Below are 16,780 nucleotides of genomic sequence, written 5' to 3'. Positions count from 1 at the left end.
ATAGAAGAAAAAGAGCGAATAATAAACTCGCTCTATAGAAAGCAGGAGATACCAAACTTCAATGAAGACAAAGGTGAAGTCTAGGTAAATTTAGCCAACTTCAGTAATGCTGAGAATTTTTCCTCCCATTTTCTGAATATTTTTAATTTGCTTAGACATTTGAGCATAGCTGACTTCATAGCTGATCTTGCTCACTCTGACCTTAGCACCACCAGACTTAGCAGCAGTAATCCGAAAACGTTTACCAGTTGTGCTAGAGGCTCCACTGTTAGCAACGCTAGAAAGTTTGATTTTCTGAGGCAGATTGCTCGCAACCGTAGCAATTAATTGAGCTTGATTACTGCTATCGCTAGTAGCTGATCCTCCCAGCAAAGAAAGCATCCGATTAAACCCGACATTCTTGATACCAGTTTGGCTGCGAATGCTCCGAGGATAAGGTACAATATTCTCACCAAAGTTCTGGGTATACTCGTCACTATCGATATAAGAATCGATTTCGGCTTCATAGCCTTGACCGTTACAAATTTGGACGTGATCAGAAATCTCCTTCTGTTCTAAAGGAGCGCGACCCAGTAAATGCTTGCAGTTTAACTCGATGAACCGATAGGCAGAATTGGTGTTAAAAAATAGAGACTGATACAGGTCTGATTTTGCCACTTGTCTGACAAATTCACGCACCGTAATATCACCATTGCGAAGCAAAGATTCAGCACTGGTGAGACGCTGACTTTCCATCAGGTGAGCATTTCCTAACACCTGTCGGTAAGCAGCACGAATGACGACTTGTAAATCGTCTTCCGTTGCATTGGATCGCAGTTCTACTGGGTCACTGACGAAAGCTGCTGTTAAACTGGACATTATTTTTTCCTAAAGTTAATTAAAGTTTGATTGAGAGTGTAAAAAAAAGTTACTGTTGGTTGAAATAGCTTGACAGAGGCGAACACATCTGTTATTCAGGCAGAGAAAAACTATCTGTTTCTATCGTTATCGCTTTCATAATTCCGAGGGTGATAAGATAAAAATCGCGATTGTTTCCGAGAGGGATAGAGAAGTAACTTTTTACTTCTCTACCCGCTAATCACTCTATGCCTCAAGCAACTTCTGTGATGCTGACAATTTTGCCACCTGCACGATGAATGCGCTGAATTTGCGGAGTCATATTCCCACCGGATACAAGATATTCAGTGTTACTTAGTCGGCGAGGACTGTCAAATTTAGACCCCTTAACTAAAATCTTGAATGTCTTTTCGGTGGCATCTTTGTAAGCACTGAGCCGACCGCCTGTTGTTGGTAAAGTAATCTTGTTACCGCTATTGCCAGCCACAAAATCTACTAAGCGAGAAGCGGTAAAAGCACTATCAACTCCTGCATAACCTTGATACAGGGAAAGGGTACGATTGTAGCCGACTTGCTTTTGTCCGACTTGACTTTTTGCCCCTTGATAATAAGGGACTGTATTCTCGCCAAATTTTTCTTGATATTCTGGACTATCGAGATAAGAATCAATTTCGGCATCGTAGCCTTCTTGGGTACACCGACAAATATGCTCAGAAAGTTCTTCTTGAGCTAAAGGAGCGCGACCCAACAAATGTTTGAAGTTTAGCTCGACAAAGCGGTATGGAGCGCAGGATTCAAAATACCGACTGCGATAAAAGTCAGATTTAGCCACAGCGCGGACAAATTCTCGTACCGTTATCGTGCCATCGCACAACTTGGATTCTGCAATCGTCAGGCGTTCACTTTCCATGACATGGGGATTGCCCAATACTTGCTTGTAAACAGCGCGAATTACCGCCTGTTTATCATCGGAGCTGCTGGTAGGCCAAAGTTCTACTGGCGCATCTAAAACGACACTCATTGAGTTTCTCCTAAGAATAAATAACGCTTCAAAACAGAGAATTAGGGATTGTGAAAGGCACGCTCAGGGAGATAATTCCCCAAGTCGTTAAGGCAGAAGTTTGAGCGGTTGTTAGTTGACAGCAGTGATGCTGGAAATTACGCCGCCTTGTTTGTGGATGCGTTGATATTCTTGCGAGAGCCTATCAAATGGTACGAGATAGGCTTGATTGCTAGAGCGAAATTTAGAGACTCGGTTCATCACAGTCGTTGCTGAAGAACGATATCCAGTCACAGTAATGCGATAAACTTTGCCTTCTGCTGAGGCGCCTAATCCAGCACGAGTACGTGAATTGATACCAGACTCTTGGAAGGCCCAACCATCTCCAACTGCACCACCTGAAGGGGGAACTATGGGTAGGGGGGTTTGCTGAATCACGAATTTATTCAGAACAGGGGTTTTTCCAGAAAGACTGCCCTTGAGGTCGCTACTGGAAGCTCCCCGCAAGAGAGCAAACATATGAGTAAACCCAACCATGTTTTGTCCTGGCTGGGTTTTGTAGCCTCGGAAATAGGGAACGATATTTTCCCCGTAGGCAGTTTGGTATTCATCGCTGTCGAGGTAAGAATCAATTTCTGCCTCGAAGCCTTCAGTATCTAGAATGGTGCTGTGTCCTCTCATTTCTTCTAAGCCATCAGGAGCCCGACCTAAAAGATGTTTGAAATTGAGTTCAATAAACCGATAGCGAGGACAAGTATCGAAAAAGCGAGAGCGGTAAGCGTCTGATTTTGCCAGAGCGCGGACAAATTCGCGCACACTGAATTCACCACTTTTGAATTGGGATTCAGGAATTGTCGCTCGTTCACTTTCCATGACGTAAGCATTACCCAAAACTTGCCGATAAACGGCACGAATGATGGTTTCTACTTCTTCTTGTGAACGTCCTGGAATTAGTTCTAAACGGGGTGTTTCTTCAAATAAACTGACTCCAAGTCGAGATGCAGGTCCAAAAACCATTGAAAAAATCTCCACAATTGTATTACATGAGAAACTACCATACTTAGAGGTTATATTAAAAAACTTTACATAACTTAACATAAAATCTGCTCAGGGAGCTTGTTTGTAGTACACAAAGAGGTTGAGAGCTTGTTATGACTCTTTTATTGCAATATTTTCCATGTAATACGCCATGAATATTTGTAATATAGGGCGAATGTGAGTTGAAATTATTACGCGGATAAGTTATACGATGTGAGGTAACTCAGTGGCAAAACTTTGACGCTTTTCAAACTGTAGAGAGCCAAAAGCCGACCCCCAAACCTGTTGATGGGTATTTACATCCAGACCTCGATCGAGGCTACTCCAAGTTGTTTCTGTAATTTCGACATCACTGACTAGGTAGGTGGAACAACCTCTTTTTTCGATGAGACAAAGGTTTCCTGGTTCCACACCGCCTCGAAACATTTCGCCGTCTCGTTTAAAAATCATGGAACAGTTATAGCGTCGTTGCAGACTATCTGGTTTAATAGTTTTGAGAATGCTTAATTCTCGTGCGGCTCCGGCATACTGTATGGGGTCTTGGAGGCTATAATTTTCAATATAAATCTGATCCCCCTGGTCAATTAAGCGATGAACTCCCTGACGATAGGGAGTCCACAGATCGTGGTCGTAAACCTGTTCAGAGTAAAAGCCAATGGCATTGAAAAATTCAAAGGGTAAGGGACGAAAAAATATCCGAATATGGGCAAATTGTTGTGGGTTATCAAAGGATTGCTGATAGTTACTAAAATCCCCAGCCATCCACTGAGCTAAAGTGATTAAATCATTGCTTTTAACGGAATTCATAAGCCAAGAAGAAGGTAGAATAAAGTTTATCAAGAGCAATTAGCAATTCACTAATTCCCTGACAGCGAACGAATCTCTGAGGAAAATGATGCCGTTACTACCCCACTTCCTCCACTGGTTTTAATTAGGGAAACACGAAATCGTAAATTAGGATTAGCAAACCAGATTTTTTCTTCGGCGGCGGCGTGTTCGTAGCTAGTCAACAGAACAAAAGTTCCATCCTCTGTGATGTGATAGTCACCTGCTGCGGCAATAGTTTCAGCATAACCTTGATCGCGTAATAACTTACCCTGGTTAGGTACATTTGGATCTGGGATTGGTACCAAAATACAACTCCCCTTAACCTCAGAATTCTCATCCCAATCTGACTCACCCTCCCAACTCATTTGAAAAGGCATTACGGCTTGGGATGGGTCAACATTATACAATTGACAGAGTTCCATTACTGCCCGATCGTCCGGTGAGATAGCAACGATATCAATGACTGACTGCACAGCTTCAAAGTGTCTGAAAGTCAAATGATGGGCGCTGCGCTGCGATCGCCACCGTCCTAGAGAATTTTCAACAAACTGCTTAATATTGTTCATGGAAAACATTGTACAGGGGCAAGAGCCAAAATATTCTGGTCTTCAGAACTCCACTTTTTGGGCCCCTGTCCACGAAAAAAAGTGCTTTTAGCCACAAAAGTAACAAATTGTTACTTTGTTTCTCAGGAATGAGACAGAGGCAACACCCCACAGATATATTCAAAACCATTAAGTTAGTCACCCAGTTGACCAACTCAGATCAGAAATAATTTTTCTAAGTTAAGGAGAACTCAATGCTTGACGCTTTTTCAAGAGCTGTAGTTGCAGCCGATGCCAGCACCTCCACCGTCGGTGATATTAGTGCCCTGAGAGCTTTCGTTGCCAACGGCAACCGACGCTTGGATGCTGTAAACGCGATCGCCAGCAATGCTAGCTGCATGGTTTCTGATGCTGTTGCCGGTATGATCTGCGAAAACCAAGGCTTGATTCAAGCTGGTGGTAACTGCTATCCTAACCGCCGCATGGCTGCTTGCTTGCGCGATGCAGAAATCATTTTGCGCTATGTAACCTACGCTTTGTTGGCTGGTGATGCTTCTGTTCTTGATGACCGTTGCTTGAATGGTTTGAAAGAAACCTACGCAGCTTTGGGCGTACCCACCACCTCCACCGTGCGTGCCGTTCAAATCATGAAGGCTCAAGCCGCTGCTCACATCCAAGACAATCCTAGCGAAAAATTTGCTGGTGCTAAGCTCCGCAAAATGGGCAGTCCTGTAGTAGAAGATCGTTGTGCTAGCCTCGTTGCTGAAGCTTCCAGCTACTTCGATCGCATCATTTCTGCACTGAGCTAGTCAGTTGCTAATCGCAATTCGCTCAGCAAAATTGAAACTACGCTCACTGTCGTCAAAATCACTTTAGGAGTTTTAGGAAATGAAATCAGTTCTCACCACCGCTATTGCCTCTGCTGATGCAGCAGGCCGCTTCCCTAGCACCTCAGATTTAGAATCAGTTCAAGGTTCTATCCAACGCTCTGCTGCTCGTTTAGAAGCTGCAGAAAAATTAGGCACCAACCTCGACGCAGTTGCTAAAGAAGCTTATGATGCTTGCATCAAAAAGTATCCTTACTTGAACGAATCCGGTCAAGCTAACTCCACCGATACTTTCAAAGCAAAATGCCATCGTGACATCAAGCACTACCTGCGCTTGGTCCAATATTGCTTAGTTGTTGGCGGCACAGGCCCTCTGGACGAATGGGGTATTGCTGGTCAACGCGAAGTTTATCGCGCTTTGGGCTTGCCTACTGCTCCTTACGTTGAAGCATTAAGCTTTGCTCGCAATCGCGGTTGCGCTCCTCGCGATATGTCCGCTCAAGCTTTGACTGAGTACAATGCTCTTCTCGACTACGCGATCAACTCCCTGTCCTAATTAATTGGCAGGTTTGTAATGTCGTGACTGGGTAGTTTCTACCCGACAAGTCTAGGAACTCTTGGCTCGTTGCTTTACCGATTTTGGTGAGGTAAGGGTAAAGAATTCCTAGGCTTGTTATTGTGTTTTAATAGGCATATCCTGTTTCTTAGGTAAATTAAATGTTTCTGGGCATAGGGCATCGGGCATAGGGCATCGGGCATAGTTTCTACCCTCAACATCTGACTCATATGGAATCCTCTCTTCATCGGAATTATTCCTCTCTCTCTATTCTCGGACTCTGTGTTCTCTGCGTTCTCTGCGGTTAAATCATAATCCGTGTAGTGCCTTTCTTCTTCTATAGTGATTGCAGCTAATTTTATGGATAAACGCTTTTTTAGTTTTTTTAATTTAACGGAAGACCAGGCGATCGCCCTTTTAGATACGCCCCAAGCTGAAATCGGTGAAGAGGATTCCCGCTACATAGCTGCTTCCCACTTGATCAATTTCTCAAGTGATCGATCGATCGCAGCACTGATGCGAGCAGTACAACAAACCGATCCGGTGCTGGAAAATCGGATTGTGCGCCGCAAATCGGTGGAAACATTAGGAAGACTGCAAGCTGTGCAAGCATTGCCGGTGATTCGCACCTGTCTGGCGGATGATGACTGCTACACGGTGGAAAATGCCGTTTGGGCGATCGGCGAAATTGGCACTCAAGATGCCGATATTTTAGCAGAAGTTGCTCAATTGCTCGACAAACCGGGACAAACCTACCGGGTAATTATTCACACCCTGACTAAATTAGATTATCAGCCAGCCGTAGCCAGAATTCGCAGATTTGTCGATGATATTGACCCGCCGACTGCTAGTGCTGCGATCGCCGCAATTTGTCGCTTAACCAGAGACTTTTCTCAAATGGGAAAAGTTGTGGCAATGTTGCAACACAAAAATGTCCTTGGGCGACGATTATCTATTCAGGATTTGATAGATGCACGTTACTACGATGCCATTCCCAATATTGCCAAATGTCCGGTATCTTTAGTCTTTCGGCTCAGAGGAATTAGGATGTTAGCCGAAGCAGGAATTGCCGACAAATTCCTGACCTTTGCTACTATTAAACCCCATTTGGAACAAACATTAAGAGATTATCCAGCAGATTTAGATTTAGTGCATAGTTATGAAAAGTTACCCGACTTACCGTTTTTGATTCGCCAATTATACGAAACAGATTTTGGACGTTGCTATCTAGCAGCTAAAACGATACTTGAAAATTACTCAGAGGATGCACCAGCAGCCCTGTTTGCTACCTTTGCTGAAGAAGCAAATAATGACTATGGAGCGCATTTTCATGTGGTAAAATTGTTTGGCTGGTTAAAACATTCTCCAGCCTACGATTTGTTATTGGAAGCTTTGCATCACTCCCAACCTCAGTTTCAGAAATCCCGTGCAGCGGCGGCGATCGCCCTGGGGGAACTGGGAGAAAAACGTGCTATTCCCGAATTGAAAGCCTGTCTGGAAACTAAAATCTGGGATTTGAAGTATGCTGCATTAATGGCACTAGAAAAACTTGGTGATGTCACGGGTTATGAAATCGCTGCGGCCGACCCAGATTGGTTGGTTCGAGCTAAAGTAGATGCTCATACTTATGTAACATCCGAACTATCTTAATAGGGCATAGGGCATAGGGCATAGGGCATAGGGCATAGGGCATACCTCACCACGCTTGAGAACCGCCATACAACTGTCAACTATCAACAGTCAACAGTCAACTGTCAACTGCTATAAAACCACAAAAACCATGACAACAGATGCTTTGTTTGAACAACTAAAACACCCGAATCCTCATCTGCGCGATCGGGCAATGTTTGAAATTGCCGATTCCCGCGATGAAAATACAATTTCTCGGCTGGTGGGCATTTTAGATGAAGAAGATGTCACCTATCGTCGGGCGGCCGTAAAAGCCTTGGGAGTGATTGGTGAAGATGCCGTGCCATCGGTGGTGGACGCATTGTTAAACAGTGATAATGTGACTGTGCGAGGGAGTGCGGCGAAGGTATTGGCACAAATTGCGATTAATTATCCAGAGTTGCCGTTTCCTGAAGCGGGCTTGCAGGGTTTAAAAAAGGCGATCGAAGATCCGAATCCTGTGGTTAATATTGCTTCAGTGATGGCCTTGGGCCAGATGGGTTCCTCTGCTTTTGAGATTTTGGTGGAGTCGCTGAAAACAACGGATAATGTGGCGGTACAGGTGGCGATCGTGAATGCTCTTGCTTCTGTGGGCGATCGACGTTGTGTAGAAGTTCTCACCACATTTGCGAATGATGAATCGGTGGATTCTTATGTGCGGGAATCAGCGACAAGTTCTTTATCGCGGTTGGATTTGGTGATGAATTATAAGCGTGCAGATAGTTAGATTTAGTGACTTTTTTAGCACCACTCTCGATCGCACACAGCACTTGCAGCCGACTAAGCTATGATAAAACTTTGGGCGTTGCTGATTCACGGTATGAATCAACTTTTCGCTTGAAGTTACAAAACTCACCCTCAAGCGGGCTTATAGCAATTGGGAAATCTTCAATTCATACCTCTATTCAGCAACGCCAGCTTGCAGAGTTAACAGGAGTTCATGTGGGAATGCAAATTGAACCATACGACCCTCGCCACCTTGATGCTGTTATTCGTCTTTCGCTTCGGGCCTGGACTCCGGTCTTTGATTCGATTCAGAAGGCGATGAATGCTGATGTTTACCAGGCATTCTATCCCAATCATTGGCGTGTGAGCCAGCAAAAAGCTGTGGAGGATGTCTGTGCTGCGGAAGACACGAATGTATGGGTTGCGATCGATGCAGGTTCTACTGTGGGCTTTGTAGCCGTTAAACTACACTCAGAGGACAGCATGGGTGAAATCTACATGGTTGCTGTCGATCCAGACTTTCAAGGTCGCGGCATTGGTAGTGCTTTGATAGAATTCGCTCTCGGTTGGATGAAAGATGCGGGGATGTCTATTGCTATGGTTGAGACTGGGGGCGATCCTGGCCATGAAAGAGCCCGTCACACCTATGAAAAGGTGGGCTTTGAGCTATTCCCAGTCGCCAGATACTTCAAGAAGCTCTAACTGCAGATGTTAAGTCTCAAGGTTTACTTTTTTCTATAGCTAGTTAATTGCGATCGACCGATCGAGTCATGTTTGGTTTCACGTTACGTACTGATTCACAAGTAAGGACTTGACAAGCTTAACCCAATCTACAGCGGGGGGCGATCGTACTCGTTCCAATACTCCGCCTTGACATGCTCCGCGAAGACTCTGCCTCCAGTAAGCGGCAAAGCCGCATTGGAGCGGGGGCGATTAATTGTAAATAAAAATATTTATCATAGGTAAAAAGTGCCATGACTGATAACAACATTCAAGAAGATTTTTCACCGTATTTTAGTGAGGTTGAACACTATCAGGAGAAGCTCTATCTTGGAGAGTGGGAAATTCCCGTTCTAATGTCAAGCCTTGAAAGCAAAATATTCGATTTATTGTCCAAGCCTGATGCTCTGCTTGAAGTTTTAGCAATCCTTCGCATTCTTCGGGAGGCTGATGACCCAAGCATTCCGGGATCTCTGTTTGAATTGATAGAGCGGACATTTGAGAAAGATGAAATGTATGGCTCAGATCTCTGGCTCGCTGACATCGGAAGAATTTTGATATTGGAGTTTCTAGACATAATTGCAGAATATAAGCGCCCCGAAGATATTCCACGCCTAATGCAAATGCTTTGCTGGGATGTCTTTCATATTCCAAGCCATATCTTAATGCTGATTCGAAAACACCATTGGCATCAATTATGGGATGCAATTAATGGACGCTATAATATCCAGGAAGTATACGACCCGATGTTTCGAACTCAGCACTACTTGACGAGAGAAGCGTTTAAGAACGAGACGGCTTCAGAGTCACAGCTCCTAAAGTCTCACCAAAAAGAATTGCTTGCACTTCGTCAAACTCTTCGTTCTGCAACAACTCCGGTGTTATACGTGGAGGGAAAAACAGATCGAATGATTTTGGAAACAGCTTACAGAAAATTGTTTCCTGAAGAGAAGATGCCATTTGCAGTGAAGGAATGTGATGTTGTTGGAGGCTCTAATGGAGGAGCAGGTGGCGCTCAAACGCTTGCTCGCCTTATCTCTAGTATCAGACCAGATAGTTCTCATCCAGCATTAGCACTCTTTGACCACGATAAGGAGGGAGTCGATGCTTTTAATAAACTACCAGGATATTTCATTAACAGAGAACAACCAAAATATAGACCGGGAAAGATATCTCAAAGTGGGCGTTCCGCAGCCCTTATACTGCCAGCTCCGAAAGGTCGTGAAAAATATGCTGAGTTAATGAACCTTTCGATAGAGTTTCTTTTTGATGATGAAACACTTGAAGTCAAAACCCCCTCTGGGCAAGGTTTGGTCTTTAGTTATCCTGATCTTGAGATCCGAGTGAAGCGGCACGGAAACCCTATAGTTGAGGTTAGGAAAAGCAATCTTCTGGAGACACGTGAAATTACAGATGGAAAACTGGTATTCGCGAACGAAATTGTGCCCTTACTTGAAGCAAATCGTTTTTTAGGATTTCGTAAATTATTCTGGATAGTCAAAGATATACTTTTGACCGATATGAAGCCTCGTGCTGAATCTAAAGAATAATGATAGCTCCATGAGTAAGCACAGCAGCTAACGGCTCAAATCAGCGGCAGCAGATAACCTCGTACTCAGCACTAGGAGCTTTCAACCGTCCGCTGCATTTGAATTGTTAAACCGCTATGTATACGATATAATCTACAGGTTGTGTCAAATAAAGGCTAATCATTGGAGGTTCTAATTGGAACTTCTAAAGATTGCAGGTACGACCAATGCTTGGAGATTAAAGTGTGATTGCTAGATTCACAGTTTGAAATCTAATTTTGCGATCGCCTTCTCCAACTTACTCCTGTAGAGAGAGGAAACTTTTAGAACTGCCTGGTAAAACACGATCGAATCGGCCGCCAGTTTGAAGCATCTTTTTTTTACTTCTCAGATGCGAAATGCCGGAAATTTAGGCGGAGAACAATCAGAGGGGATTTGTTGTGAGAGTTCAAAGGCTGCAATCACTGTTCCACGATCGCCCGATCGTTCTGGGCTTCTCGATCGTTGCCCTTGTCGTGTCAGTCTTGCTGTTAATCTCTAAGGCAAGCTTGTTTCAGACATCTGCGATCGCACAAATCCCGACACAATCCCCGCCATCGAATCCCTGGAAATACCAATAACAACTACTCATCAAGTTTGGCTTTGCAAAGCCAATTTTTGATATGCCTGTCGAATAGGAATCTGAATGATGAACTCTGCCCCCTCACCGGGATGAGAAACACACTTCAACTGTCCGCGGTGTTTTTCTACTACAATCTGGTAGCTGATTGACAGCCCCAAACCGGTGCCCTTCCCTACGGGTTTCGTCGTGAAGAACGGGTCGAACAGCCGCCGGTTCACTTCCTCTGTCATACCGGGGCCATTGTCGCAAATGCGAATCACAACAAATTGGGGACTTTTCCGGGTCGGGGCGAGGTTGGGGGAATCCACCTCAGCCGAAGAAAATGTAGAGCTTTCCGCAAGGGGGGGATTGGAAATCGGGGATTTTTCTTCTTCGCCATACCCTACTGAGGTGCGAATTACGATCGCCCGCGGCCCCCTTTGGTCATTGAGAGTGTCAATCGCATTCGCCAGTAAATTTACAAACACCTGGTTCAGTTGGCCGGCATAGCATTCCACCAGCGGCAGCGGGCCGTACTCTTTAATGATTTGAATAGCAGGCTGGTCTAGTTTAGCTTGCAGTCTGTGCTGCAAAATCAGTAGGGTGTTATCGATGCCCTCATGGATATCGACCTGTTTCATTTCCGCTTCATCCAATCGCGAGAAGTTTCGCAGGGAGAGGACTATTTCGCGAATGCGGTCTGCCCCCACCTTCATCGAATCCAGCACTTTGGGTAAGTCTTCCATCAAGAAATCTAATTCGATTGCCTCAATATCCTCAACAATCGCTGCTGAGGGATGGGGGTATTGTTCTTGATAGAGTTTCACCAGTCCTAGTATGTTTTCACTGTATGTCCTGACGTGACTCAGGTTGCCATATATGAAGTTAATCGGGTTATTGATTTCGTGGGCCACCCCGGCCACCATCTGTCCCAGTGAGGACATTTTCTCAGTCTGAATTAGCTGGGTCTGGGTGCGCTTAAGTTCTTGGAAAGAAAGCTCTAGTTGCTCGGCTTGTTTTTTTAATAACGCTTCTGATTGTCGCAGAGCTTGCTCTATCTGCACGCGATCGCAAATTTCCTGGCTCAGCAACAGATTTTTTTCCTTTAATTCCTGCGTCCTCTCTTCCACTTTATGTTCTAAAGTCCGGCTGTAATCTTCTAATTGCTCATTGGCTTGTTTCAGGTTGTCAGTCGCCTCAGACAAATTGGCATAGAGTCGGGCATTTTCCAGGGAAATCGCGGCTTGAGAACAGAGAACGGTTAAAACTTCCAGGCGATCGGGAGTAAACGCACTCCTTGTCAGATTATTTTCCAAGTAAAGCAGACCAATCAGCTTTCCTTTATGGACGACCGGCATACATAAAACTGACTTGGGTTGGGCGTTAACAATATAGCTATCGCTGGTAAAAATTCCCTCCTGACTAGCATCATTTAATACCACATTTTTCTGCGTTCTAGCCACATAATTAAGGATAGAAAACGGCAATTGTTGACTCGTTTCTATTGGTGTAGATTGCCGCACTACTACCTCATTTTTATCTATGCTTGCCGTCCCTTCTACCACCAGTTGACCATTTTTTTCTAAAATTAAGTAACTTTTTTCAGCCCCAGCATTCTCAATCGCAATTTTCAATAACTTAGAAAGCAGACTTTCCAGAACAATTTCGCCAGAAATAGCTTGAGAAGATTTCATCACAGAGGCGAAATCCAGCGCCGCAAAACTCCCCGTAGTCGTCGCGCTAGTTGTCCGTGATACGTCGAGGCTGGGAGCTTCTTTAGTCAGTAGTCGCGAGAAGAATTCAGGATATTCTTCTGATAAATCCTGCACTTTTGCTTTTGCTCCCCAGCGAATATAGCCATAGTAAGCATCCGTCAAATAAATCTCTGCTATCTTCTCCCGCCCGCGAGAGAAATAAAACTCGGCGGCCCGTTCATTAGCTAGGGCTTCTTCCTGAATGTATCCCTGTTCTCTGGCTCCTTGAATGCTAGCGTCATAATACTCCATCGCTTTGCCAATTTCCCCCAATACCCGCGCTTTTTCTGCCTCCACTAACTCGTACTTGTGTTGATAATTTGCCGGAGCATGAACGGCCCATTGCTGCATTTGTTTTTGATTTTTTGCCACTTGCTTCAAGGATTCTTCTTGTTCACTGCGAGAAACTTTAGGATATAAAGCAAGGAGAGCCAGAGAATAGTAGAAATTGTGTTCCCCACCAATCATCAGCGCCGGTGAACCTTCTTTATATTTTTCTGCTTCGCTGGCGCTTTTCACTGACTGAGCGTAATCTTTAAACAAGTAAAATCGAATCAATTTTGTCAGGTGAGCAACAAAAATAAACATATGTTTATTGTCAGCAATTGACTGTTGCAGGAGTTCATCTTCATTCAAAAATTCGCCCTTAATCGTATATTTTTCTTCAGGGGCTGCGAGTAATTGTAAGACCATTAATCTCCATATTTTTAAATAATTAATATGCGAATCTTGTTGAAGTTTCAGTAGTAAATCAAGATACTGCGCCTGCTTCTGATCCACAAACTCCAGCGGTTGACCTGTAAAAAATAGATGATCGCAATAGTAAATACAATTATAACCAACATCGTCTAAATCTCCAGTTTCTAGACCACTTTTAATGCCTTCAATTAATGGTGCTAAGGTTTCTTTTCCATGCTCTTTCCAGTGTCTAATGTGACCATTAAAAACTACATAGACGTAAGATTTCAGTTCTTTGGTATCAAATCGCTCCAACAAATTTAAACCTAGTTGTCCAAAGCGATATCCCGCCTCAATTTCACCCAGAGGCCCGCACAAAAGCAAGCCATAAACCGCATACCCCGAAGCAGCTTGGGGTGAATTACCATATTCGATACACAGATGAATCATTGTAAATGGAACTTGTGGAAATAAGGCAGGAGCCACATGAAAAGCAAGAGGGGCTGATTTCAATAATATCCCCATAGCCACTCGCTTATTGAGATCCGTCATTTCGGGCAGATTAGCTAACGTCTCCGTATTCATCTCTTGTGGAGGTTCTGGACAAAAGGAGACGCCCAGCATACCCAGAACTTGCAGCGCAATATCGAACGCGACCTGCATCTGGTTTTGCTGGGTATAAAACTGCATTTGGATTTCATAAACTTTTACTTTTTCAAGCAGAGTTTTCGCGTGTTTGAGAGCTGCCTCAGAAAGCATTTTTGCCCGCTTGAAGTTGATGTTTAGAAATTCCACCGCCGCCGCTTCCACATACAGAGGGAACGTCAGGTCATACTGAATTTCCCAGCAATCTTCTCTGAGGAGTTCTAGCCCCACCCGTAGTTGTCTGGCAGCAGTTTCATAAGCTGTTGCTGCCTTAGCTTTTTTGCCGGCTATCAAATTTAATCGGGCTAGACGATCTTTTTCTGCCTGCTCAGTGATGAAGTCAGCCCCAACATTTAACTGATTGACAATCTCAAAGATATTTTCTTCAATCTCCTCTGCTGGAGTATGCTCCAGTAGCAGTTCACCGATTTTCAGGTGGGTCTGTTGTTTCTGAGATTCGGGAATAAGAGAATACGCCGCTTGCTGCACCCGGTCATGGAGAAATTTGTAAGCGATAGGCGCATGATGGCTGTAAGAAAAAGGGGCAGGTGAGCATGATAGCAGAGGACACTCTGGAACTATTCTCTCCTTTACTTCCCTGCTCATTTCATCGGAGGTAAAAACGAGAGGGATTTTGTAGGCTTCGCTCAGGGGCAAAACCAAGCCAGCCTGAAGTGATTCCCACAAATCAGCCGCCGTTTCCGACTGAGATTTTTCATTGACAATAGCCAGAACGTCTAAATTAAATTTGTCTCCTATACAGGCGGCTAACTTTAAGACATCCTGCGTCTCCTCCGAGAGTTTTTGAATATTTCTGGCAATCAGTTCGACGACATTATAATCAGTGATTCCTACCGCTTGAATTTGGTTCAATGACCACTGCCAGCACCCAGCAGTAAATTCAAAGGTCAATAGCTTTTCTTGATGCAGAGTAGCGAACATCTGAGTCAAGAAGAAAGGATTGCCCTGAGTTTTATTGAAAAGTAGCTCGGACAATTCAGAAACTCGGTTTCTCGGAGCGGAAGACTCATTCAGGGTATCGCCTACCAGCAAGCTGACGTTGCCAATATCCAAAGGGCGGAGGGTGATATTATTTACAACCGCCTCATTCTTTTGAATCTCATCCAACGTCAGCATCAACGGATGCGTCGGACTAACTTCGTTATCTCGATAGGCTCCCATCAGTAGTAAATACTGGCTGTCCGGGTCACAAATCAGCAGATGAATCAACTTGAGCGATGCCGAATCTGCCCACTGTAAGTCATCCAAAAAGACGACGAGGGGGTGTGAGGGTTTAGTAAATACATGAATGAATTCTTTAAACACCCGATTAAAGCGATTCTGGGATTCAAATGGCCCCAATTGCGGAACCGCTCCTTGAGGCCCGATAATGAGTTCGACTTCGGGAATGACATCTACTATGACTTGGCCATTTGAGCCTAAAGCTTGTAAAAGTTGCTGTTTCCAAATCGCTAGTTTGTCCGAAGTTTCTGTTAACAGATGCCGCATCAAGCCGGCGAAAGCTTGAATCAAAGAAGCATAAGGAATATTTCGCTTTAATTGGTCAAATTTACCGGAGATAAAGTAGCCGTGCTGCCTGACAATGGGTTTTTGAACTTCATTCACTAAGGAAGATTTGCCAATCCCTGAGTAACCGCTGACTAGCATCATTTCGCTGGTTCCCCCGGAGACTCGCTCAAAGGCTGCCATCAAAGTGGCGACTTCTTGCTCACGACCATAGAGCTTTTGTGGGATTAGGAATTGTCCAAATTTATCCCTTTTACCGATGGGAAAATTGTCAATTTTACCCAGGGTTTGCAGTTGATGACGGCATATTTCTAGATCAGCTTTTAGTCCCAGGGCGCTTTGGTATCTGTCTTCAGCAGTTTTTGCTAATAATTTCATTACAATGTCAGAAATTGCTTGGGGAATCTCACCGATTTGCTGATGGGGTGGCACTGGTATTTTAGCGATATGGTAGTGAATTAATTCCAGGATGTCGGTGGCTTGATGTGGCCGTTTTCCAGTTAGCATTTCGTAAAAGGTGACACCTAATGAGTAAAAGTCGGTGCGGTAGTCCATTGAGCGATTCATCCGCCCGGTTTGTTCTGGGGACATATAGGCAAGGGTGCCTTCTAGCAAGTTGGGACTGCTGAGAATCTGGTTTTCTCGCTCTAGGTGCGTGGCAATGCTAAAATCGATGATTTTTATTTGATTGGTTTTGGGGTTTATAATAATATTCTGCGGTTTAATATCTTTATGAATAATCTTATTTTCATGCAGTTGAGCTAAGGTCTCTGCTAGATGAATTGCCAGATTCAGAAATTCGCTGATTTCAAGGTGTTTAGCTGTGATTAGGTTTTTCAGGGAGTCTCCTCCAAAATCTTCTAATATGAGCGCCAGACCGTTATTATGCTTTTCCAAAGAGTAAGCTTTGATAATCCCGGCTATGTCGAGGGTTTTGAGAATTTTATATTCATGCCTCAATCGTGCGATTTCTTCTATTGTGGGATAATCGGCTTTGAGGGTTTTTACTATAACCGGAGTTGGGTCGGACTCCCTAACCCCGCGATAAATAACTGTATTGATACCTTCATGAATAGGCAACGATAAGAGTTTGTAACCGGGCAGCGTGGTTTTCATATTCGTTTTTTCGATGAGTCCGATTATTCGGATGTGGAATGGATGGGAACCTGGGACTGCGATATTCGATCGCCTGTAGGGAAAAATTAAACGAGCAGGGAATCAGCTTGTTAGCAAGTGCAAATATTTTGTCGACTCATTCAATGCTAAAGTGCATGATGGCTTGATCTTTAACTATAACTATA

The 16,780-nt window shown here is 44.2% G+C and carries 13 protein-coding genes; 7 read left to right on the top strand and 6 right to left on the bottom strand.

From position 1 onward, the window contains the following. Positions 1-90: 90 nt before the first annotated feature. From QUA83_RS08920 to QUA83_RS08900, 5 genes are all read right to left on the bottom strand, one after another. Positions 91-858, bottom strand: coding sequence for a phycobilisome rod-core linker polypeptide (locus tag QUA83_RS08920; protein WP_333273917.1), 768 nt, complete (start codon positions 856-858; stop codon positions 91-93). A gap of 232 nt (positions 859-1,090) precedes the next feature. Further along, entirely contained in the window at positions 1,091-1,858 is a 768-nt protein-coding gene (locus QUA83_RS08915) for a phycobilisome rod-core linker polypeptide (protein ID WP_333292605.1), read from the bottom strand. Between the two features lie 111 nt (positions 1,859-1,969). Further along, entirely contained in the window at positions 1,970-2,854 is an 885-nt protein-coding gene (locus QUA83_RS08910) for a phycobilisome linker polypeptide (protein ID WP_333273922.1), read from the bottom strand. Positions 2,855-3,079: 225 nt separating this feature from the next. Then, on the bottom strand, positions 3,080-3,682 hold the full coding sequence (locus QUA83_RS08905) for a chromophore lyase CpcT/CpeT (protein ID WP_333292604.1): 603 nt from the start codon (positions 3,680-3,682) through the stop codon (positions 3,080-3,082). A 50-nt stretch (positions 3,683-3,732) separates the two neighbouring features. After that, a complete protein-coding gene (locus QUA83_RS08900) occupies positions 3,733-4,269 on the bottom strand; it encodes a phycobiliprotein lyase (RefSeq protein ID WP_333273928.1) in 537 nt (178 codons plus the stop codon). Positions 4,270-4,502: 233 nt separating this feature from the next. Here QUA83_RS08900 and cpeB point away from each other — a divergent pair, with 233 nt between their 5' ends. The 7 genes from cpeB (at position 4,503) to QUA83_RS08865 (ending at position 10,894) form a co-directional block, all read left to right on the top strand. Continuing rightward, positions 4,503-5,057 carry a C-phycoerythrin subunit beta gene (cpeB, locus tag QUA83_RS08895; RefSeq protein WP_333067110.1) on the top strand — a complete coding sequence of 185 codons (555 nt, stop codon included), beginning with the start codon at positions 4,503-4,505 and terminating at the stop codon, positions 5,055-5,057. Between the two features lie 79 nt (positions 5,058-5,136). Continuing rightward, positions 5,137-5,631 (top strand): bleomycin hydrolase, encoded by a 495-nt coding sequence (locus QUA83_RS08890; RefSeq protein ID WP_333159034.1) that lies wholly within the window; start codon positions 5,137-5,139, stop codon positions 5,629-5,631. A gap of 360 nt (positions 5,632-5,991) precedes the next feature. Beyond that, positions 5,992-7,281, top strand: coding sequence for a HEAT repeat domain-containing protein (locus tag QUA83_RS08885; protein ID WP_333292603.1), 1,290 nt, complete (start codon positions 5,992-5,994; stop codon positions 7,279-7,281). A gap of 130 nt (positions 7,282-7,411) precedes the next feature. Further along, the gene (locus tag QUA83_RS08880; RefSeq protein ID WP_333292602.1) at positions 7,412-8,026 is read left to right on the top strand and encodes a HEAT repeat domain-containing protein; all 615 of its coding nucleotides are present in this window, start codon (positions 7,412-7,414) and stop codon (positions 8,024-8,026) included. Between the two features lie 5 nt (positions 8,027-8,031). Continuing rightward, positions 8,032-8,727: a GNAT family N-acetyltransferase gene (locus tag QUA83_RS08875; protein ID WP_333292601.1), complete on the top strand. Its 696-nt coding sequence runs from the start codon at positions 8,032-8,034 to the stop codon at positions 8,725-8,727. Positions 8,728-8,999: 272 nt separating this feature from the next. After that, positions 9,000-10,295, top strand: coding sequence for a hypothetical protein (locus tag QUA83_RS08870; RefSeq protein WP_333292600.1), 1,296 nt, complete (start codon positions 9,000-9,002; stop codon positions 10,293-10,295). A 419-nt stretch (positions 10,296-10,714) separates the two neighbouring features. Then, positions 10,715-10,894, top strand: a complete 180-nt coding sequence (locus QUA83_RS08865) for a hypothetical protein (protein WP_333292599.1) — start codon at positions 10,715-10,717, stop codon at positions 10,892-10,894. 10 nt (positions 10,895-10,904) lie between these two features. Here QUA83_RS08865 and QUA83_RS08860 read toward each other — a convergent pair whose 3' ends face one another. Then, positions 10,905-16,595: an AAA family ATPase gene (locus QUA83_RS08860; protein ID WP_333292598.1), complete on the bottom strand. Its 5,691-nt coding sequence runs from the start codon at positions 16,593-16,595 to the stop codon at positions 10,905-10,907. Between the last annotated feature and the right edge of the window lie 185 nt (positions 16,596-16,780).

This window comes from Microcoleus sp. K1-B1 (assembly GCF_036704705.1).
GTDB lineage: Bacteria > Cyanobacteriota > Cyanobacteriia > Cyanobacteriales > Microcoleaceae > Microcoleus.
Note: the sequence above shows the minus strand (reverse complement) of the source record. Positions and strands in the feature narration are given on the sequence as shown.

Excerpts from the sequence above, each read along its gene's own strand:
- QUA83_RS08900 (WP_333273928.1), bottom strand. The coding sequence starts at position 4,269 with ATGAACAATATTAAGCAGTTTGTTGAAAATTCTCTAGGACGGTGGCGA.
- QUA83_RS08905 (WP_333292604.1), bottom strand. The coding sequence starts at position 3,682 with ATGAATTCCGTTAAAAGCAATGATTTAATCACTTTAGCTCAGTGGATG.
- QUA83_RS08885 (WP_333292603.1), top strand. The coding sequence starts at position 5,992 with ATGGATAAACGCTTTTTTAGTTTTTTTAATTTAACGGAAGACCAGGCG.
- QUA83_RS08860 (WP_333292598.1), bottom strand. The coding sequence starts at position 16,595 with ATGAAAACCACGCTGCCCGGTTACAAACTCTTATCGTTGCCTATTCAT.
- QUA83_RS08870 (WP_333292600.1), top strand. The coding sequence starts at position 9,000 with ATGACTGATAACAACATTCAAGAAGATTTTTCACCGTATTTTAGTGAG.
- QUA83_RS08920 (WP_333273917.1), bottom strand. The coding sequence starts at position 858 with ATGTCCAGTTTAACAGCAGCTTTCGTCAGTGACCCAGTAGAACTGCGA.
- QUA83_RS08910 (WP_333273922.1), bottom strand. The coding sequence starts at position 2,854 with ATGGTTTTTGGACCTGCATCTCGACTTGGAGTCAGTTTATTTGAAGAA.
- QUA83_RS08915 (WP_333292605.1), bottom strand. The coding sequence starts at position 1,858 with ATGAGTGTCGTTTTAGATGCGCCAGTAGAACTTTGGCCTACCAGCAGC.
- cpeB (WP_333067110.1), top strand. The coding sequence starts at position 4,503 with ATGCTTGACGCTTTTTCAAGAGCTGTAGTTGCAGCCGATGCCAGCACC.
- QUA83_RS08880 (WP_333292602.1), top strand. The coding sequence starts at position 7,412 with ATGACAACAGATGCTTTGTTTGAACAACTAAAACACCCGAATCCTCAT.
- QUA83_RS08890 (WP_333159034.1), top strand. The coding sequence starts at position 5,137 with ATGAAATCAGTTCTCACCACCGCTATTGCCTCTGCTGATGCAGCAGGC.